The 19,575-nt window shown below is 42.0% G+C and carries 18 protein-coding genes; 10 read left to right on the top strand and 8 right to left on the bottom strand.

The window, feature by feature from the left end; all coding sequences use genetic code 11:
• Window positions 1–230: 230 nt before the first annotated feature.
• The 3 genes from E3K36_09950 to E3K36_09940 form a co-directional block, all read right to left on the bottom strand.
• Window positions 231–2,495: a xanthine dehydrogenase gene (locus E3K36_09950; protein ID MCF6155556.1), complete on the bottom strand. Its 2,265-nt coding sequence runs from the start codon at window positions 2,493–2,495 to the stop codon at window positions 231–233.
• Window positions 2,482–3,900 carry a 2Fe-2S iron-sulfur cluster binding domain-containing protein gene (locus E3K36_09945; GenBank protein ID MCF6155555.1) on the bottom strand — a complete coding sequence of 473 codons (1,419 nt, stop codon included), beginning with the start codon at window positions 3,898–3,900 and terminating at the stop codon, window positions 2,482–2,484. The genes E3K36_09950 and E3K36_09945 overlap by 14 nt, the downstream gene beginning before the upstream one ends.
• Window positions 3,901–3,979: 79 nt before the next feature.
• Window positions 3,980–4,414: a DUF296 domain-containing protein gene (locus E3K36_09940; GenBank protein MCF6155554.1), complete on the bottom strand. Its 435-nt coding sequence runs from the start codon at window positions 4,412–4,414 to the stop codon at window positions 3,980–3,982.
• Window positions 4,415–4,641: 227 nt separating this feature from the next.
• Here E3K36_09940 and E3K36_09935 point away from each other — a divergent pair, with 227 nt between their 5' ends.
• From E3K36_09935 to E3K36_09915, 5 genes are all read left to right on the top strand, one after another.
• Entirely contained in the window at window positions 4,642–6,264 is a 1,623-nt protein-coding gene (locus E3K36_09935) for a phosphomannomutase (protein MCF6155553.1), read from the top strand.
• 153 nt (window positions 6,265–6,417) lie between these two features.
• Complete coding sequence (locus E3K36_09930) at window positions 6,418–6,576, top strand: hypothetical protein (GenBank protein ID MCF6155552.1); 159 nt, start codon at window positions 6,418–6,420, stop codon at window positions 6,574–6,576.
• A 532-nt stretch (window positions 6,577–7,108) separates the two neighbouring features.
• Window positions 7,109–7,639, top strand: a complete 531-nt coding sequence (locus tag E3K36_09925; GenBank protein MCF6155551.1) for a hypothetical protein — start codon at window positions 7,109–7,111, stop codon at window positions 7,637–7,639.
• Window positions 7,640–8,271: 632 nt separating this feature from the next.
• The gene (locus E3K36_09920) at window positions 8,272–8,682 is read left to right on the top strand and encodes a hypothetical protein (protein MCF6155550.1); all 411 of its coding nucleotides are present in this window, start codon (window positions 8,272–8,274) and stop codon (window positions 8,680–8,682) included.
• A gap of 51 nt (window positions 8,683–8,733) precedes the next feature.
• Window positions 8,734–9,117, top strand: a complete 384-nt coding sequence (locus tag E3K36_09915; protein MCF6155549.1) for a cytochrome c — start codon at window positions 8,734–8,736, stop codon at window positions 9,115–9,117.
• A gap of 115 nt (window positions 9,118–9,232) precedes the next feature.
• Here the strand turns inward: E3K36_09915 and E3K36_09910 are convergent, their stop codons facing one another.
• From E3K36_09910 to mqnE, 5 genes are all read right to left on the bottom strand, one after another.
• Window positions 9,233–9,769 carry a cysteine hydrolase gene (locus E3K36_09910; GenBank protein ID MCF6155548.1) on the bottom strand — a complete coding sequence of 179 codons (537 nt, stop codon included), beginning with the start codon at window positions 9,767–9,769 and terminating at the stop codon, window positions 9,233–9,235.
• Window positions 9,770–9,807: 38 nt separating this feature from the next.
• On the bottom strand, window positions 9,808–10,575 hold the full coding sequence (locus E3K36_09905) for a ribonuclease Z (GenBank protein ID MCF6155547.1): 768 nt from the start codon (window positions 10,573–10,575) through the stop codon (window positions 9,808–9,810).
• Window positions 10,566–11,894 (bottom strand): hypothetical protein, encoded by a 1,329-nt coding sequence (locus tag E3K36_09900; GenBank protein MCF6155546.1) that lies wholly within the window; start codon window positions 11,892–11,894, stop codon window positions 10,566–10,568. Before E3K36_09900 ends, E3K36_09905 begins: the two co-directional genes overlap by 10 nt.
• Before the next feature lie 15 nt (window positions 11,895–11,909).
• Window positions 11,910–13,835, bottom strand: coding sequence for an FAD-dependent oxidoreductase (locus E3K36_09895; GenBank protein ID MCF6155545.1), 1,926 nt, complete (start codon window positions 13,833–13,835; stop codon window positions 11,910–11,912).
• 120 nt (window positions 13,836–13,955) lie between these two features.
• Window positions 13,956–15,077 (bottom strand): aminofutalosine synthase MqnE, encoded by a 1,122-nt coding sequence (gene mqnE, locus E3K36_09890; GenBank protein MCF6155544.1) that lies wholly within the window; start codon window positions 15,075–15,077, stop codon window positions 13,956–13,958.
• A gap of 320 nt (window positions 15,078–15,397) precedes the next feature.
• On the opposite strand from mqnE, the gene E3K36_09885 reads away from it, so the two are divergent.
• From E3K36_09885 to E3K36_09865, 5 genes are all read left to right on the top strand, one after another.
• A complete protein-coding gene (locus tag E3K36_09885; GenBank protein ID MCF6155543.1) occupies window positions 15,398–15,958 on the top strand; it encodes an OsmC family peroxiredoxin in 561 nt (186 codons plus the stop codon).
• A 187-nt stretch (window positions 15,959–16,145) separates the two neighbouring features.
• Window positions 16,146–17,249 (top strand): DUF362 domain-containing protein, encoded by a 1,104-nt coding sequence (locus tag E3K36_09880; GenBank protein ID MCF6155542.1) that lies wholly within the window; start codon window positions 16,146–16,148, stop codon window positions 17,247–17,249.
• 186 nt (window positions 17,250–17,435) lie between these two features.
• Complete coding sequence (locus E3K36_09875; protein MCF6155541.1) at window positions 17,436–17,744, top strand: MTH1187 family thiamine-binding protein; 309 nt, start codon at window positions 17,436–17,438, stop codon at window positions 17,742–17,744.
• Between the two features lie 86 nt (window positions 17,745–17,830).
• Window positions 17,831–18,355: a DJ-1/PfpI family protein gene (locus tag E3K36_09870; GenBank protein ID MCF6155540.1), complete on the top strand. Its 525-nt coding sequence runs from the start codon at window positions 17,831–17,833 to the stop codon at window positions 18,353–18,355.
• Between the two features lie 73 nt (window positions 18,356–18,428).
• Window positions 18,429–18,962 (top strand): NTPase, encoded by a 534-nt coding sequence (locus E3K36_09865; protein MCF6155539.1) that lies wholly within the window; start codon window positions 18,429–18,431, stop codon window positions 18,960–18,962.
• The last annotated feature ends 613 nt before the right edge of the window (window positions 18,963–19,575 follow it).

Raw genomic sequence — 19,575 nt, 5'->3', positions numbered from 1 at the left:
GAAACTGTGATTGAAATTCCTATCATTAAATTAGGCCTTCGACGACTTTTTATAATAAGACAAAACCCACCCCTGAATCCCCTCCCGGGAGGGGACTTTTCTAATCCCCTCTTGAGAGGGGTTGGGGGTGTGTAAGGCAGTAGCAGAAAGTTTGAAATTCCTAAACTTTAAAATTACAAACCCAAAACACGCCAACGAATTTTAGTATTATCTGTGTAAATACGCATCCTTTATTTATTCAAATATTCTGAATGCAGTTGCAACAGGATGCGTTCCGGTGTCAGGGGCGAAGCGAATGTAAACTCTTTGTGAGGTTTGAAGGCACGCATGGCATAACGGAGCGCAAAGAAAATTCCAATCCCATACATCAAGGGCGGTTCACCAACCGCTTTGCTTCCATAAGGCCCCAGGATTTCTCCATTTTCCAGAAACTCCACCTCAATGTCGTCGGGTATAAAATAAACGTCGGGGACTTTATAAGTTGCCAGGGCACCTGAAAGCACTTGGCCTTTTTCATTAAATCGCAAGTCTTCCATTGTCATCCACCCCAATCCCTGAGCCAGTCCACCCTCGACCTGACCACGATCGACGTGTTCATTGAGCGGCCTGCCCAAATCATGCACAATTTTTACCGAGCAAATATCATATGTGCCGCGCAGGCAATCCAGTGTTACCTCGATAATCGCAGTCCCGACGACGTGATACACAAAAGGGTGGCCCTTTTCTTTTGTTTTATCAAAATATATTTCCGGTGAGGCAAAAAAACCGTGTGCAGAAAGGTCTATACGATTCAAATGAGCAATTTGAACCAATTGTTCCCACCCCCAGCCTGTTTCATGTCCATCGTAAAAAACCTTTTCGTCAACGATGGTGATTTTATCCTTGTCCGGAACACGAAGTTCCTGAATTATAAGAGACTTCAGCCGGTCAAGAATCTGCCGGATCGCCCGTAGCATTGCGTTCCCATTTAAAACGGTTGTTGAACTGGCAGCGCTGGGTGACATGTTAGCAATTCGCGTTGTATTTGTGGTTTCGATCTTGATGCGATGACCTTCGATTCCAAAGGCTCTTGCGGCAGCAATAACTAAATTGGTAGTCAGACCCTGTCCCATCTCTACTCCACCTGTGGAAACACTTACGCTGCCATCAGTATATACATGAACTAAAGCACTTGCATGGTTCATATAGGTTGTTGTAAAAGAGATACCGAAACAAACCGGCATCAGGGCAACCCCTTTTTTCGTCTCAAAATGGGTCTGGTTATAGTCCTCGATACGCTGACGGATTTTTGGCAAATCATATCTTTCCACGGCCTTATTCCATGTGGCTTGAATATGGCAATTCCTTGCGCGTTGGCCGTAAGGAAAAAGGTCATTTTCTTTCAGGAGATTTTTCTGCTGAATCTCTTCCCGCGGTATGCCCAATTTCTCAGCAACTTTTGTGATAGCACTTTCAATGACAAACATCCCCTGTGGAGCACCAAAACCCCGAAAAGCGGTATTTGATAAGAGGTTGGTTCGGCAACAGACTCCAAATATCCGTACATTCGGGACAAAATAACTGTTCGTGCTGTGAAAGAGTGTCCTTTCCAAAACTGCGGTAGATAAATCTGCCGTGGCTCCGGAGTTCTGGTAATGTTTGACCTCATATGCCAGTATCTTACCCTCTTTGGTCACACCAATTTTAAAGTCGGATTTATACGGATGTCGTTTGCCTGTCATCCTGATATCGTCAGCCCGTCGGAGTACCAGTTCCACCGGTTTTTGAGTATGCCAGACCGCAAGGGCTGCCATACATGCCCATGGTGTTGCCTGATCCTCTTTGCCGCCAAATGCGCCTCCCAGCCGTTTAACATCTACCTCGATGGAAGAAGCGGGCACTCCCAGGATTTTTGCTGCATGCCGCTGTACAGCACTTGGACCCTGCGTTGCTGAATAAATACGGATACTATTCCCTTCCAGTGGAATTGCACGTGCCCGCTGGGTTTCAAGGTAAACATGCTCCTGACCTCCGATATCGCAAGTGCCTTCTACGATAAAGTCACAATTTTGCCATACTGCATCCACATCCCCGAGCACAAAGGTCCTCGGAACGCCAATAATTTTACCCTGCAGAAAAGCTTCCTTCGGATCAGTAACCGCAGGGAGTTCGGCGACATTCATAACAATTCTTTTAACACCTCTTAGGGCAATTTCCGGGCTCGTTCCCACTACTACTGCCACGGGCTGTCCAACATAGCATACCTCACTGCTCGCCAGCAATTCTTCATCATAGATGATCGGGCCGATCTGGTTCTCGCCGGGTATGTCTTTTGAAGTTAAAACAGTAACTACTCCCTGCAGCGAGTATGTTTCTTCGATATGCAATGAAAGTATTTTCCCGTGCATCACGGGAGAAGAGAAAACGCAGGCATACAGCATTTCTCCCGGCAGGGGCATATCATCGATGTATTGAGATTCGCCACGCGTATGAGCAGCGGCATCAATACGTTCCATAGAAATCCCTCGCTTTCACCCTTTCCGGAAAAATTTTTGTAAAATGGGCAATGCAAAACTGGCGGGCTAAAAGCCTTTTGTAATCTGCACTTCCACGGATGTCATCTATGGGAGAAATTTCCTGCTGCATAATGAGAAAAGCGCCTTCAATGACTTCCCTGGATACCTGCTTGCCAAGGAAATATTGACAGGTTACCTTCAGGAATAAAGGGATTGGTGCAACACCGCCCATCGCCAGACCAATCTCGCGAATGATCCCATCTTCACAACGTACTTTTATGGCGCTATTGACAGAGGCAACATCAAGACACTTCCTTTTCGAGACCTTTTCAAAATTGATCAGGGTACCGGAGGTCGGTTCGGGAATAAGAATCTCTGTCAGGATTTCTGTTGATGTTTTATCAAGCTGTTTGTAACCCTTGTAAAAGGACGTGATGGGCACGGTACGTTCTTTTTCACCATCTTTGAAAACTAACAATGATTCCAACGCCAACAGGAGGATTGTCATATCGCCAATCGGCGAGGCATTGATAATATTCCCCCCCAGGGTCGCACGATTACGAATCTGCAAAGAGGCAATCTGAAACATATATTCCCGGATGTATGGAATAATTTTGATTGTCTCGGTATGTTGGGAAAATTCTTCAAAAGTCGTTAATGCACCAATATGCAGATAACCATTCTTTTTAAATATACCCTTCATTTCCGGTCGCCTGTTGAGGATACAAACCCGGGATTCAGTGAGGAGTTCGTCTTTTTGTATGCAAATGTCAGTACCTCCTGCAATAAAAAAGTCTGGTTTTTCTTCCTCCTCACGAAAGCTTATTTCGGGAATCCTGCGTAACCTGGCTGGAATTTCAAGGAAATATCCTGGAAGCATTTTATTAATAACAAGAAACTCGATACCCTTGTTGTTATTTAACATCTTTTTAAAATGACCTACAACTTGCTTTAAGGAACGGTATCCGGTACAACGACACAGGTGTCCACTGAGGTACTTCTTTACTCCCTCCTTAGTGATTTCCTGATGGTCTTCCATCAAATAGCCTGTGATGGAGACGACAATACCCGGTGTACAAAAACCACATTGGGTAGCCCCTTCATCCACAATAGCTTGCTGTACGGGCGAGAGGTGCGGCATATTCAATCCTTCGATTGTAACAAGATGTTTTCCATACAATTCTCCCAATGGCATCAGGCAGGAGGTAACAGGTTTGTATACTATTTGCTCACCGGATAGTTCGCCAACGAGCACCGTGCACGCCCCGCAGTCACCTTCGCGGCAACCTTCCTTGGTACCCATCAATCTTTCTCTTCTCCGGAGATAATCCAACACTGGCATACCGGGATGCCCAGAGATGCAAATTTCTCTATCGTTCAGTAAAAAATGAATTTCCGGGTACATTTGATATTCCTCGCATACCAATCTTGGATGGAAAATATCTATGCATAATGAATTTGTTTAACTTTAAAAAGATTTTTTATTAAAGCTTAAGTATATTTAATCCTGACACGGGGTCAAATTCCCTCACGGCATTGATTCCGCTGAGTTCGATAATTACTGCCTCAAGGACGAGAAATGTACTGGAATTTTCTCTGAGGCATCCTACTTTTACGTTATCCTTTTTGCCGAACGCGGCATGTAGATGGACCTTTGGTTCGTTGTTCTGGTTAAATATGGTTCCAAAACCGACGATTTCGTGGCTTTCGCCAAGCTCTCTCCATACCGGGGTCGGAGGGAGTTCATCTTTTTCAGGCCCGACAACGATCTTCCCTTCACGCATACCGCCTACCAGATAAAATGCTGCCGAGCTAATGACCTCTTTTTTTGCTATGCTACTGAGATTCCCAAGGACATCTTCTTTGTCTTCAAATCTTGCGACAACAACTCTTCCTATTTTGCCTACCTGATATTTCATCTCAAAAACCTCCTGTATAAATTGTTTATCTACTCCTGAGCTGGCTTTTCAGATATCTACGGTTAGCTTAAATAAATAAGATTATAGTGTCAATAACTAAAGTTAATTTCCTTGAAAGCCTTGAAAATGCAGGTAAAATCAAAGACAAAAAAAGAAAAGGTTCTGGCACGTAAAACTCTTAAAATGCAAGGAAGTATATTGCGATTATTCCGGAGGTAGATATATAAATGAATAATTTTAAAGATGCAACTGAATGCTGGAAGGTTATCCTTTCAGACGTGAAAAGGAACGCTGGCCTTCTCAAAGAAATTAAAAGGTTTGCGATAGAGAACATTTCACCGGCTGAGATCATTTTCGGGACATCTGGCTGGAGAGGTGAAATAGGTACAGATTTTACCTTTCATAACGTGCGTATAATAACTACGGCGATTATAGAAATGTTCAGGACTGGTGGACAAGAGGTGATGGAGTCGCTTGGAGTAACGGATTTTGATGAGGTTAAAAGACGTGGTGTGATAGTAGGCCATGACAATAGGTTTTTAGGGCCAGAATTCGCTTTATCCGTAATGGGGTTGCTAGTGAAAGAGGGGATAAAGGTCTATTACGCAGGGGAAGCTATTACACCGGAATTTTCTGCTGCTATTGACATGCTAAATGCGGCATGCTCGATAAACCTTACACCTTCGCACAATCCTGCGAATTATTCGGGATTTAAATTTAACCCATCTGATGGTGGCCCGGCTGGTTCAGAAATAACAAAGGTTATCGAAAAAAATGCAAACAGGATGATGGCTGAGAAGACGGTGATACAAGAACCAAAAGTAGCGGATTTCCACAAAATTGATACGATAACACTTTATGAGGACTTTCTCAGAAAACGTGGCACCTTAGACCTTGAGAGGATAAGGCGATTTATAAAAGAGGAAGACTGTTTTGTTTGTATCGACCATGTCCATGGCGCTACGAGGAAAAGGCCGAACATACTCCTTGGTGAAAGTTCGAAAATAAAATATCTAAGGGCGGATGATGACTATCTCTTTGGAGGCATACCACCAGAACCTTCAGCAAAGAATATGAGGTTGGTGATGGATTTATTGGGAAAGAGTGAGTGCAAATTTAAGTTGGGTGTAATCATGGATCCCGATGGTGACAGAATAAGGTTTACTGATGGAGAAGTGGATATTACGATGAACCACTTTGGGGCTATGGCGTTACATTTTTTGTATACATACAAGCATATTTCGGGTGTCCTGGTAAAATCTGTAGCTACAAGCAATTTTGGAAACGCTATTGCCGGGAAACTTGGCATTCCTATAAAAGAGACGGCAGTTGGCTTTAAAAATTTCAGACCGTATATGCTTCAGGACGCAAAAGAAAGGGCTATCGTTTCCTATGAAGAAAGCGACGGTATATCAGGCTATAATAATACGCTCGAGAAGGATGCGATGTTTGGGCTTTTGCTTGCGATTGAGATGATGGCAGTTACCGGGAAGAATATCGGTGCGTATCTCCGTGAACTCGAGGGGGAATTTGGGGCTTATTTCCCGGAGAGGGCTGGTGTGGAGGTTGATCGTTCTCTGGCAGGTGCGCCACTTCTTGAAAAGCTTTCACGCCTCCAGGTGAAACTGGCTGTTGGAAACAAAATAACAGTTGGGAATCTAATTAAAAATATCAAGACGATAATAAGCGTAGATGGAATAAAGATCGTGCTTGATGACGGGTCGTGGTTTTTGATAAGGCCTTCAGGTACTGAGCCGAAGGTAAGGTTTTATGTGGAGACGCGGTCTTCAGGGGATTTGAAAGATATGGTTGAGACAGCTGAAAGGCTGACGAGAGAAGCACTTGCATAAGAGGTTTGTGTGTAACCTGGTGTGGCGTAGCCACAACCCAAAAGATGTACTCGGTACGGAGCAAATACTATCGTTTGTTTTTTGACAAATTCGAAATATAAAGGACAAAGGTAAGGGAAAACGATTATTCACGGCATCTTTGGAATACTGGCATTGACCACTATAGCCTGGGCTATGAGTGAAAACAGATGGAAAGTTAAATTGCGTGACATACTGGTGAGGCTGGCAATACAATTCATACTGGCGGATTTTGCCGATTATTGTAAAGTCCCTATCGTGGATCCTTCAAAAAACGAAGGAGAGACGAAATAGGCTCTTTGGGAATTAAATCCATTAGAGCTGGAACCATTGCTACCTGCATGACTGGCGCAATCGTGGGAATTTTTACGGACAAAGGTTAAGTTTGTGTTGTAAAAAACCATTTCATTTTATTATTGGCGAGGAAATCATCTGCATGTGATAAGCTGCGTTGTTTATGCCCCTGAGCAGGTCATGTTCTCAGGTGATTACTCGAATTAAATATTTGACATATAGAATATTTTTTTTATAATAGCCTTTCTTTTGTTTTTTTTCCCTGTAAATTTTGGTTCATGTTTCTCGTTTTGTGGTTAATTTAAACCAATTATTTTCCTTTAGATATTTTGTTTGATTTTTGGTTGATGTAATAAATCATTGTTGTTGGAGGAGTTGTTTCTTTTGTTTATTTTGGTATGCTATATGCTTTGCTGTACGTGACAAAAATGATTAAGGTGAGACCGTTTGTATGAACGTACCAGCGATAAACAGGTAGCAGTCTGTGTTGATACAGGTATAAATTTTGGTTCATTGGTGGAGGTTAAAGAAGTTGGTAAGAAAGATTTTTTTTGCAGGATTGATTGTTGTCGGATGCATCACAGCAACTCATGGGTTAGCCAATGAGACGCCGAAGGGTGAAAAAGAAAAGAGTGAATTAGCCAAGATTATGGGTGAAATAGATAAGAACTATAAGGCTGTTGAACAAATATCAGGGTATTACAAATATACCAGTAATGATTGGAAGGTTATATCTGAGGCGAGTGCAAACATTGTCCAGCTGACTAAGACAGTCATCAGTAAATTTGCTCGGCCTGATGATAAAAAATATCAGGATCTGAATAAGACAATGTTGTCAGAGGCAGAAAAGATGTTAGAAGTTGCAAACCATAAGGACGAGAAAGGTGCATTGGAAGATGCCCAATGGCAGGTAAGACGGTTAAGACAAACGTGTGCTTTGTGTCATAAACATTTAGGAATTCACATTTACCCACAATTGTATCCTGGCAAAAAGGAGGAATTACAACCAGGGCAAGTAGAAATACCTGCACCAAAAGAAACGGGTATTCCAAACGATTGGTAGAGATTCTCTTCAGGAAGCATATTAAGATTGTTAAATATAATAAAAAATCGAATTTTACAGGTTCTTGCTCAATTACCCATGAAATTTTTCCTTGACTCATTTTGTCTTCAATGATATATTGCCGTGAATCGGGGTTTTAAAATTAATCTTGCTGTGATCCCATCAGATTTTTTGGTAACAGCGGTAGAAAAATTGGCTACTACCCGCTATACCCCATTTTCCCATGCTCCTTTTCTGCTTCAAGTACATAGTGAGTCTTGGTTCCTGAACAATATTGATCTCCTGATCGTTCTTCCATCATTAAGAAGAAAGAACGATGCGATTTTTCGCCGATTATATGGTAAAAAGCTGTTGGGAAACGTTAGGGTAGTTTTTTACGCGTAGTTGGTTCATTTAAATTACGACATTTGCACTATGCAATGCAACGTTTTTAGTTATGAAGGGAGGTGAAGTGAAAGTCTGAAATTAGGGGCTGATCGCTAAACTTGCGAGATACAGGTTGAAGAATAAAAGCCCTTTTCTGTTCTGTGGTTTTTTCGTATTTATCAGAATCAGATGTTTTGTTGTACTTCGACAAGTAATATGTACGTTTATAAAGTTATTTTGAAAAAAAGGAAAGTGAGGAGGGGAAAATGAGGCTAAAAAAAGGTATTTTTGCCGGAACGATTACATTGTTCATTGCTGCGGTGTCATCAGTGAGTTTTGGACAGGAAAGCCAGGGCGAGTTATGTAAAAAAATGTGGGATAACTTTCAGACAATGAGGGCTATGACTGGGCTTTCTACCGCAGATGAAAGTCAATTTGCAAAATTTTCGGAAGCTGCTAAGGCGATTAACGCAGACACGGAAATTTCCAAGAGCAAATTTGCAACCGATAAGAATTATAATGTTTTGAATGATGAGGTTCTCTATCATTCAACTGAGATTGATAAGGCAGCAGCAAATAAGGATCTAGAAGAAATTCAGGTACAGTTCAGAAGGCTAACTATCGCCTGCAGGAATTGTCATAAGATTTATAGGTCTGAACTGAAGCTTGTTCCGTAATAAAATACATTAGACATCCTACATAAATTATAAACGAGGAGGAATTGAATTATGAAATTTTTGCGTTTATCATACATCATACCAGCGGTTGTGGGTTTGGGGTTATCCGTAACTAGTTCATCAGTATGGGCTTTAACCCATCATACCCCTGGAGATACGACAAAGAGCCCATATACGATTTTCGCTGGTCTTGGTTTTGCTGTACAAGAGAGCTGTTATTTTTGCCACGGAAATGGTGGCAAGGGTACTGCTAAAGGGCACGAGTTTGGTGTTCCTGATTTTACCGATCCTGCTTTTCAATCCTCGAAAACAGATGAACAACTTGTAAAGCACATAAACACAGGCAAGGGAAAATGCCCTGGTTATCAGGGAAAGATGTCACCTGAAATGATTGAGAAGATGGTTGAAATTGTGAGAAATTTTGGTACAAAATAACCATCGTGACTACATTCGCAATCTCAAAATAAAGAGTTGAAGAATAGAAAAGGGGGTATATAAAAATGTACGTTTTATATACCCCTTTTGCATTTTTGCGAGGAATTATGAAATTTTATAATATTTCCGCATGAAAGAGTCGCTTCATTTGTTGCAAAGCAAATTGATGTTCGCTTCTGGTAAGTGCCGCAACGCAATCATGAGGGATAATAATTTTATATCCTCTCATATAGGCATCTGCTGCAGTATATAAAACACAAATATTCGCTACAACACCGGTAATTATTAAATGTGTTATGCCTAATCTTTTTAGTAATTTATCCAGAGAGGTTTTATAAAAGCAGGAATAGTTCCTTTTTGCCACCACATAATCTTCTTTATGTGGTTTGAGTTGTTTGATAACATCCGCACCTTCAGTTCCTTTTACGGCATGTCTTGGCCACAGTTTAAATTCCGGGTCTTTATCTTTATGTGCATCGCAGCAATAAATAATGGGAATATGTTTTTTTCTTGCCGTTTTTATTTCTTTCTTGATATTGCCAATTATCGTTCTTGCTGCGGGAACTTCGAGAGAAGCGCCTTTATTGACAAAATCGTTTAACATATCAGCGACGAGAATGGCATACTTTTCTTTGTCAGGGTTGTTTTGCATTTTTCATATTTTAACCTCTTGTGAGATATGCATGCTGGTTAAATGGTAAATCTTGCAAAATCTTCTGCAAAAATGACCTCGCCGGTATAAATATTTTTAAGTTCCCTTGGCAAGTACATATTATTCTTTATGCTGGAATCACAGACTGGGTAAAAGTGTGATAATAGTAATCTGTCGCATTGGGATTCCTTCGCAATTTGAGCGCAAAGTCTGGGAGTAAGATGGCCTTCAACCTTTTGGTCATCTGGAAAAGAGCATTCAAGAATCAGAGTATTAACTTTTCTGGCTAAACGGAGGATGCCTTCGCAATAATCCGTATCGCCAGAGTACGTCAAAGTTTTACCTTCCATGGATTCTATGCGGAAGCCAATACTATGCATTGAATGTTGAATGGGTTCCACAATAACTTTCCAACCACAATAGACCATTTCCCCTTTGTCGATTTCTTCTAAATGCAGGTCAAAGGTTTTGGGTTCTATTGTTTCTCCAAATACCGATAACAAGCCTTCATGAAATGCCCTTAAACCCGTGGGGCCTGTAACAAAAAGAGGCCTGGTTCTTTTCGGTTCATTATATCGCATTGCAAATAGGATCGAAACGAGGTCTAGTGAGTGATCGGGATGGAAATGGGAATAGTAGATGTGGTCGATATCCAAATAGGTAACGCCCGCAAGGAATAGTTGTCGTAAGGAGCCGGGGCCAGTGTCGAAAACAAGATGTTTGTCTTTTATTTTTAACAGGGTACATGGATATGCCCTTGTCTTCGATGGCATCCCTGTGCCGGAACCGATAATCGTTATCTCCATTTTACAAAATTTACACCGTCTATATCGTCAGGTAATGGAATATCCAATGAATGGAATATAGTTGCGGTAACATCCATAATCGCTAAAGAATGCTGGGTGATATTTTTGTGATTCACATACACGAATGCATCGTCGTAGGTATGCATACCACTGAAAACGCTCTTACTTAGAAGTGCCTCTTTATGGATAGCCCCTTTTAAATCATAACCATGCTTGGGTTCTATTACCAGGTCAGGTGCTCTATCAAAATATTTTCCATGATAAATTTCTTCCCGTTTGTGGATTTTATCAATTATGGTTGTTTTTGTGGCAGGGTCTTCCAAACCTGTAAGTTTTGATATAAGCGTATTTCTCAATTGTTCATAATCATTGCCTGCCTCCACACAGCCATTTGGTTCTCTTCCTTTCAGATTGATATAAATTCTTCCAGGATCAAGGCAGTAAGCCCTTGATCCCTCGCCTATATCAGCTAAAGATTTGGGTGGAGTTGTTTTGAAATGTAAAAACCCCTCCTCTTTTAACCAGTAATTGATAAATACTTCTTGTTGTAATGAACAAAATCCGTGGTCAGACAGCAGGATAAGAGTGGTGTCACTGTCAATATTTTCCGCAATTTTGCCGATAGCTGCATCTATCTTTTTGTAATAGTCCAGGAATAACGGACTGTATTTGGGGTCGTTTCTTTCCGTAAATTCCCAGAAAAAGTGATGCAGTCTGTCTGTCTCTGTGAATATTCCGATAAAAAGATCCCAGACTTCATGCTTCATAAAGTGGAGAATTGCTCGGGTTCTCTTTTCCAGTGTTACAAATAAGTCGTCAAACAACTTGTCCTTTGATTCATGGATAAGATGTGTTTCAACATCGATTTTGTATCCCATTTCCTTCAAAGTGGGCACAATTGAGGTTGGAAACGATGCCCGGGCAAGGTCTATTGCTACGAATCCCGCTATAAGGATACCATTCATTTCTGAGGCAGGATAAGTCGACGGTACGTTAATTACTACAGACCGCTTGTTATAACTGCTGAGGATGTCCCAAATCGGTTTACCCTGTATGTGCCTGGAATTAGGATAGTACATATCATAGGTATTGGGAATTCTATCCATGAAGCCAAAAATACCATGTTTGGCCGGATTTTTCCCTGTCATAAAAGATGTCCATGCCACGGAAGATACCGCTGGGTGTGTGGATTTCATCTCGCGGAGTGAACCAGCGGATAGTAATTTGGATAAATTTGGGCAAATACCTTGTTGCGTTAACTTATGAATAAGGCTGTAAGGAGTCCCGTCCAGGCCAATGACAATCGATTTTTTCCCCATGTGATTCCCGTTTCTTTAGATTTTCATCCCGATTTCTACACCTTCAGCGACAGCTTCAAGTGCTGTACGGCCTTCCGCGGCGTCACCAGCAATATAAACCTCAGGAACGAAGGTTTGAATAGAAGCTGCAAGTGCATTGTTGGGTTGATGCAGCGTGGGAATAACGATCGTATCAAACCCCTCAAGTTTTTGATCTGCCTCCCTTCGGCGACTGATGACCAGGTAGTTGTGTCCGATCTCTGTGACCTTTGCGTTGATATGCAATTGAGCGCCCATTTTTTTAAGACGTTCGCAAACATGATAGCGGGGATGTGCAACCAAACCCAGTCCCAGGACACGCCGCATTTCTATAAGGGTAATTTTCTTGCCTCGAGATGCGAGGAAGTCAGCTAGTTCACAACCCTCGGGGCCTCCACCAACAATAGCTATGTTATTTCCAAGGGTATTTGCAGACACGAAGGCTCTTGTGACATTAAGCACACCGTTACTTTGTGCGCCATTAATTTCAACGGGAACGTTTCTGGCACCATGCGCAAGAACGACTACATCTGCCGCAAACTGTTTGATAGATTCCGCAGTCGCTTCTTTGTTGAGCAGAATCGTAGTGTTTGTCTTTTTAACCTGATTTATTAAATAATCGAGAAACTTCCCCAAAGACTCTTTCCTTGGTGCAAGGGATGCATAACGAAAACTTCCGCCAAGCTGCGGCTCCTTTTCCCACAAAGTAACGTTGTGCCCCCGGCTGGATAGTAACTGAGCAGCGGAGAGCCCGGCGGGTCCACCCCCAACGACGAGTATTTTCTTTGGTTGAGTGGTTTTTGTTGTGCAGGAAATGCCCTCTTTGCCAATGTAAGGGTTGACCGTGCATACAAGCTTTTTCTCAGAGATACTTTCGATACATCGGTTACAGCTTATGCAGGTTCTTACATCATTAAACCAGCCTTCTTTCACCTTATTGGGGAAGTGGGAATCTGCAATAAGGGTACGTCCCAAAACAATGAGGTCGGCCTTATTTTCCTGCAGTATATTTTCAGCCATAGTGGGATTAACAATTCTGCCAACAGCTAATACAGGTATTTTTACAACAGACTTGATACCCTCTGCCAGATGGATGAAACAACCTTCTTCTAAATAATAACAGGGTATATTAAAAAAGGCGGATGCATAATTGCATGCAGAAACGTGAATGGCGCTGGCGCCCGCATTTTCAAGGATTCTGGCTATCTCCTTACTTTCTTCCAGTTTGAGCCCTGTGTCGGTATACTCGTCTGCGCTGATACGGCATATAACCGGATAGTCTTCGGGTACATGTCTTCTGATACTTTCTACAATTTCCCTGGCAAATCGTGAACGGCGGGCTGTGTCTCCCCCGTAGTCGTCTGTTCGTATATTCGATTCAGGGGAAAGAAATTGATTTACCAGATATCCATGTGCCATGTGGATTTCAACACCATCGAATCCTGCCTTTGTGGCACGGGTCGCACCCTCGGCAAATTTGTTAATTAGAGACTTAATTTCTTGAGCCGTTAACTCATCGGGCATTTCTTTGGTTAAAGGACTTGGAATGGCAGAAGGGGCTACGGGTTTCAAACCGGTAAAGTAGGGCAACGCCTCTTTCCCTGCGTGGCTTAATTGTATGATAATCTTTCCACCGACTGCATGGATGGAATCCGTTAGTTTTCTTAAACCGGGAATAAATTTGTCATCATGTATACATAACATGCCATCATTAACCCTGCCAGCAGGGTCTATTGCAGTATTTTCTAGGGTAATGTATCCCACTCCGCCCAAAGCACGCTCTTTGTAATAAGCGATAATCTCCTCCGTTACAAAGCCCTCTTTGTCGCATAAATGGGTTTCCATAGGTGACATTACCATGCGGTTCTTTACGTTGAGAGAACCGATCTTAAATGGGCTGAAGAGTTTTGGGAACTCGGTCATTGATTGTTAAAACCTCCTAACCTGAACAAACTAGAACGAAAATATTTTAGAGTTACGATTTGAGATTTGAAATCGTAACTCGCAAATCGTAATTCGTAATTTTTCTTCCAACATGTTGACTTATACTTTTTGAAGCATGACGTCCCGCTGTTTTCTTTTTACGGGATTATAAAGTGTATCCCGTTCAACGGGTTCACGGCCGGCCTCTTTGATCAGTTTGATGATTTCATGGACGGACAAGGCCTCCGGTGTTTCTGCACCAGCAGCATGGGTAATTTTTTCTTCCTGTACGGTTCCATCAATATCGTCTACGCCGAAACTAAGAGATATCTGGGATAGCTTGATTCCCAGCATAATCCAGAATGCCTTGATGTGGTCAAAGTTGTCAAGCATCAACCGGCTTATCGAGATGACTTTTAAATCCAGCATAGCTGTAGTACTGGAATTATTTGACAATTTAGTGTTTTTTGGATGAAATGCCAGTGGGATAAAAGACATAAAGCCGCCCGTTTCGTCCTGAAGTTCTCTTAGCTTCATGAGATGGTTGGCCCTATCCTCCGGAGTCTCTACATGACCATAAAGCATCGTTGCATTGCTCCGTAATCCTAGGGTATGGGCCTCACGCATTACCTGTAACCACCCATCGCCGCTGAGTTTTTCCGGACACAATGCCTCCCGAATCTTTGGAGAAAATACCTCAGCGCCTCCTCCCGGCAAAGAACCCAGCCCTGCCTCTTTGAGTTCTTTCAACGTTTGCCGCACGGAAAGCCTTGCTATTTGAGACAGGTGTTCGATTTCTACTGCGGTAAATGCCTGGATATGTACGTGGGGACAATTTTCATGAATTTCACGAAGCATTTTTATGTAGAAATCGAAGGGGAGATCCGGGTGCAATCCGCCTACGATATGGAGTTCCGTTGCACCCTCTTCAACCGCAGCTACGGCCTTTTCGAGGATTTCCTCCATATCCATCTCATATGAACCGGATTCTTCTTTATCCCTGCTAAAGGCGCAGAATTTACATCGATTCTTGCAGATATTGGAGTAGTTGATGTGGCGATTGGTAATATAGTATGCCTTGTTGCCGTTTTTCCGTTCACGGACGATGTTTGCTACATGACCGATATGGAGGATGTCATTGGACTTGAAAAGCCGTACACCGTCCTCGAAGCTCAAGCGTTCATCATGCTCTGCCTTTTGGAGGATATCGTAAACAGGTGATAATTTTAATAATTTTTCCATTTTTATGAAAATATCAGAATTTGACGTCAAAATCAAGGAATATGTCCTATTGTATGATAGTTCATAATTCTGTAATGGGACGCAGATAAACGCTGATAAACACAGCGAATATTTACACTCTACAAGGATTTCGCCGGAAAGGTGACGTTGCACCCGAAGCGAACTCACTATTGACAAAATGACCTGCTTTATTATACCTTACCAATATAAATTTTATGATACCTGTATTAAAAGGCGGCATATAGGCAGTGGAATCCATGTTGGGGGCGAATTTTATATCATTGAGAGACTCTGGCTATTAAAGAAAGGAGAGGAACGGGATGACACCGGAAAATAAAGTCAACGGAGTAGACGTCGACCAGTTGTATAGCACAATAGAGCAGATTAAGAAGACACCAGAAATTGCGAAGTTCAAATTTCGGGCAACTAATAAATGGATCGACGGAACACACAATCGTGCAACCATTAAAGATTTTTTTGGTGCCGGTAAGGAAGATACTTCCCGGAAGCCTATGATGTTTGAATTAGACGAACCCCCTGTTCTTTTGGGAAAGAACGAGGGTGCTAATCCTGTCGAATATCTTCTGGTTGCCTTGTCGGGTTGTCTGACGACAAGCCTGATTGCTCATGCGTCTGCCAAAGGAATCAAAATAAAAGCAGTTGAATCCAGATTAGAGGGTGATTTAGACCTCCGTGGATTTCTTGGTATAGCGGCAGACGTGAAAGTCGGATATGAGAATATCCGCGTGTACTTCAAAATCGACGCTGATATATCCGAAGAAAAGAAAGAGGAACTCATCCGTATGGCGCAGAAATATTCACCAGTATTTAATTCTATCGCAAATCCAGTCCCAGTATCTGTTCAACTGGACAAGAAATAAATATCACTAAAAATATCATCTGTGAGATTGTCGAGAGTTTTGTTGCCTCGGGTTCAATATATAGATCAAGTGTACCAATATGAAACGTTCTGCATTTTATCCTCCATTGTTTAAATACTTTTCTTCTTATATAGCAGTTCTGTAACCAAGCTTTGGCGATACCTTTGTTGTTTCATGGAGAAAACTTGTGAAGAGTAAGGTCTATTTTATCAAGGTAGAAAATGGTGAAGGTGTTTCTTCCGTTGTGCAAAAGACGAAACAACTCTTTGATTTTGCTGGTTTTGCAGATACGATTCAGAAGAATGACATGGTGGCAGTGAAAACCAGCTTTGGCGAAAAAGGGAATATTGGCTACCTCAAACCACCAATCATTAAAGCAGTTGTGGACAAGGTAAAGGATTGCAAAGGAAAACCCTTTTTGATAGAGACGAACACCCTGTATGTCGGTCGCCGTACCAATGCCGTTGATCATATCTCGCATGCCCACGAGCACGGTTTTAGTTATGAAAATGTCGGCGCCCCCATTATTATCGGAGACGGGCTCCTTGGGGAGCATGACATACAGGTGGAGATCAACCTGAAATTATGCAAATATGCGTATGTGGCCGGCGTGGCCAAGGCGGCCAATGCCATTGTCTCAATCGCACACGTAACGGGGCATCTGGCAACCGGTATGGGCGCTACCCTAAAGAATATTGGGATGGGACTCTCATCGCGTGGCGGAAAACTGGCCCAGCACTCAGGTGTAATTCCTCAAATCCTAAAGAAACGGTGTAATACCTGTGGTGTGTGCGGTAGGTGGTGTCCGGTGGGGGCAATTCAGATGGGTGAGCAGTATGCCATTATCGATCCTAAGATATGTATTGGTTGCGGGGAATGTCTGGCCGTTTGTCAGTTTGATGCCGTAAAGATTGCCTGGGATGAGAGCACGGTCAACCTTCAAAAAAAGGTTGCGGAACACTGTCTGGCCATTTTAAAAGGAAAGACAGAGAAAGTGGTCTTTTTCAATTTCCTGACCCATATTACTAAGCATTGCGATTGTATGGATAAGCCCTTCGAACCCGACATTGCGGATATCGGTATTCTAGCCTCCAGGGATCCTGTCGCCATTGAGAAGGCAACAGCGGATATTATCAAGGAACACATAGGAAAGGATTTCTTTAAAGATGTCTGGCCTCAAATTGATTATACCGTTCAAATTACTTATGCACAGGAGATTGGTTTGGGGAGTATGGATTACGAACTGGTGTCGTGTGGGCAGAGATCTATAGCAGAGTCAGTAAGCAAGTAGACTTAAACCAGCGTCGCTGCAACCAAAAGTCGGGATTTCTCTTTCTCCCTTTCAGGGCTGATATTATGATCTTTTCTTCTCCAGGGGCTTCACCCCTGGCTATGTTCTTTCGTCCCTTTGAGACTCATTATCGTTTGATTTGTGTTTTATTAATGAATCCAAAGCAAATTTTAAAGGAGGTGTTGCATGATTGCCGAGATCAGTGTGGTCCCCATTGGAAAGGGGATAGACCTGGCAAGTTATGTTGCCAAGATTGTCGAAATCATCGATGAGAGCGGATTGGATTATAAGCTCAACGCCATGGGTACTGTAATAGAGGGAGAAAGTGACCGGGTATTTGATCTGATTAAGAAATGTCACAATAAGATGCTGGAGATATCGGAGAGGGTGTATACCATGGTAAAGATTGATGAAAGGAAGGACAAGAAGGTAAAGATGCTCGAACATAAAGTGCAGGCTGTGGAGAAGGAGCTGGGAAGGAGTCTGAAAAAATGAGAAATAAATATTTCACGGTTGCTTTGGTCTTTACATCGTTTATTTTATCAGGCATGTTGATTGTCCATGCAAAGGGGGAAGATATTATGCAATCTGCAAAAGGGAAAAAAGCCGTAATGATTATTGCCAGTAATAATTTCAGGGATGAAGAGTTGTTGAAACCCAGGGAAGTTTTGGAGAAAAACGGTGTAACAGTTACTGTTGCTTCTTCTTTGTTAAAAGAGGCTACAGGTATGTTGGGAGCGAAGGTAAAACCAGACATCCTGTTTACAGACATTCATGTGGCAGAGTATGATGCTGTTATATTTGTTGGGGGTTCAGGAGCTGACGAATATTGGGATAACCCAACTGCCCATAAGATTGCGACCGATGCAAGTAATGCGAAAAAGATCGTTGGGGCTATTTGTATTGCACCGGTAACCCTTGCAAGGGCAGGTTTGCTTAAGGATAAAAATGCTACTACCTATTCCTCAACGGTAAAAGATATAAAATCTGCTGGCGCAAACTATACTGGTGCCGATGTGGAAAGGGATGGTAACATTATCACTGCCAGTGGTCCCACTGCTGCGCAAAAATTTGGAGAGACCATCGTCAAAGCGCTCGGTCAGTAAGTTTATAACTGCAGTACCGGAAGAAGTAAAGGAGAGAGTTATATCACACCTTCGTTTTCCCTCAACTTAAGGGCTGATTATGAAGAAACATATTTTATTAACGGGTAAACCCGGTATAGGTAAGACATCGGTAGTGAAAAAGATTATACCCCTCCTGGGAGTGGATGCAGGAGGATTCTATACTGAAGAAATTCGTGAGTTGGATAGACGTATGGGTTTCAGGGTTGTCACGCTGGATGGTGAGGATGGCGTTCTGGCTCACGTTGAGTTTAATAGTAATTATAAAGTTGGTAAATATCGTGTTGACCTGGTTTCCTTCGAAAAGGTTGCCATACCTGCTTTAGAGAGGGCTATGGAACAGAAATCAGTTGTTGTTATAGATGAAATCGGGAAAATGGAACTCTTTTCAATGAAATTCAGGGAACTCGTAAGCAGAATTCTCGATAGTGAAAAATCCCTTCTCTGTGTTATAAAAGAAAACGGCGATGTTTTTACTGAAGGTATAAAAAAACGTAAAGATGTCACTATAGTAATGGTGAATTATGAAAACAGAGAGGGTTTGCCTGGAGTAGTATTTGAGATGTTGAAATCAGTGAAAAAGAATTAATGCACATCTTCTTCGTTTGTAAAGTCGTATGATAAAATCAAACTGATAAGAAAAAAATCCTTCCTCATACTGATTGTTTTTCTTGAAAAGCATTTCTTTGTAGTGATCGGGACAGTCCACCTCTATAAAGAGTAAATACTTCGGACCATATCTTTTCCAGGATAGAGACGCGAAACTTTTTCCAGTTAAGTATTCTATCAGGGACATAAGATTGTGATTTTGTATACAATCGGCACAGACCTGAGGTGTTACGAAAAGTAGCAACCCTGTTTGCCCCTAATTTACAAGTATTTAATAGAATTCAAAAACGTGGCATTCAAGAAATGTCACGAGTAGTTATACTCTTTTCTTTTTCACATTTTAAAGGTATACATATTTGTTGTGTTTTATAACATCAGGCAAGACAGACTGTTACAGCATTTAAAAAATGTATAACTTTTTTTGAAATTCACTGGCATACCATCTGCATATTAGCGGTCACATGTGTTGAATTAATATTTTGTTTGTGAACTTCGCAGGTCACATCTTTCTTTAATTTTTGTGATCTGCGTGTTCATTATGGCATGATCAGGAGAGCATACTCCCACCGATTTTTCAGAGTAGATTGTATAAA

Origin of the sequence: Candidatus Brocadia sp., assembly GCA_021646415.1 — a bacterium.
Classification (GTDB): Bacteria; Planctomycetota; Brocadiia; order Brocadiales; family Brocadiaceae; genus Brocadia.
This window is presented reverse-complemented; position numbering and strand designations above follow the sequence as displayed.

Coding starts and splice junctions, on each gene's coding strand:
- E3K36_09950 (MCF6155556.1), bottom strand. CDS start 2,495: ATGGAACGTATTGATGCCGCTGCTCATACGCGTGGCGAATCTCAATAC.
- E3K36_09945 (MCF6155555.1), bottom strand. CDS start 3,900: ATGTACCCGGAAATTCATTTTTTACTGAACGATAGAGAAATTTGCATC.
- E3K36_09940 (MCF6155554.1), bottom strand. CDS start 4,414: ATGAAATATCAGGTAGGCAAAATAGGAAGAGTTGTTGTCGCAAGATTT.
- E3K36_09935 (MCF6155553.1), top strand. CDS start 4,642: ATGAATAATTTTAAAGATGCAACTGAATGCTGGAAGGTTATCCTTTCA.
- E3K36_09920 (MCF6155550.1), top strand. CDS start 8,272: ATGAGGCTAAAAAAAGGTATTTTTGCCGGAACGATTACATTGTTCATT.
- E3K36_09915 (MCF6155549.1), top strand. CDS start 8,734: ATGAAATTTTTGCGTTTATCATACATCATACCAGCGGTTGTGGGTTTG.
- E3K36_09910 (MCF6155548.1), bottom strand. CDS start 9,769: ATGCAAAACAACCCTGACAAAGAAAAGTATGCCATTCTCGTCGCTGAT.
- E3K36_09905 (MCF6155547.1), bottom strand. CDS start 10,575: ATGGAGATAACGATTATCGGTTCCGGCACAGGGATGCCATCGAAGACA.
- E3K36_09900 (MCF6155546.1), bottom strand. CDS start 11,894: ATGGGGAAAAAATCGATTGTCATTGGCCTGGACGGGACTCCTTACAGC.
- E3K36_09895 (MCF6155545.1), bottom strand. CDS start 13,835: ATGACCGAGTTCCCAAAACTCTTCAGCCCATTTAAGATCGGTTCTCTC.
- mqnE (MCF6155544.1), bottom strand. CDS start 15,077: ATGGAAAAATTATTAAAATTATCACCTGTTTACGATATCCTCCAAAAG.
- E3K36_09885 (MCF6155543.1), top strand. CDS start 15,398: ATGACACCGGAAAATAAAGTCAACGGAGTAGACGTCGACCAGTTGTAT.
- E3K36_09875 (MCF6155541.1), top strand. CDS start 17,436: ATGATTGCCGAGATCAGTGTGGTCCCCATTGGAAAGGGGATAGACCTG.
- E3K36_09870 (MCF6155540.1), top strand. CDS start 17,831: ATGCAATCTGCAAAAGGGAAAAAAGCCGTAATGATTATTGCCAGTAAT.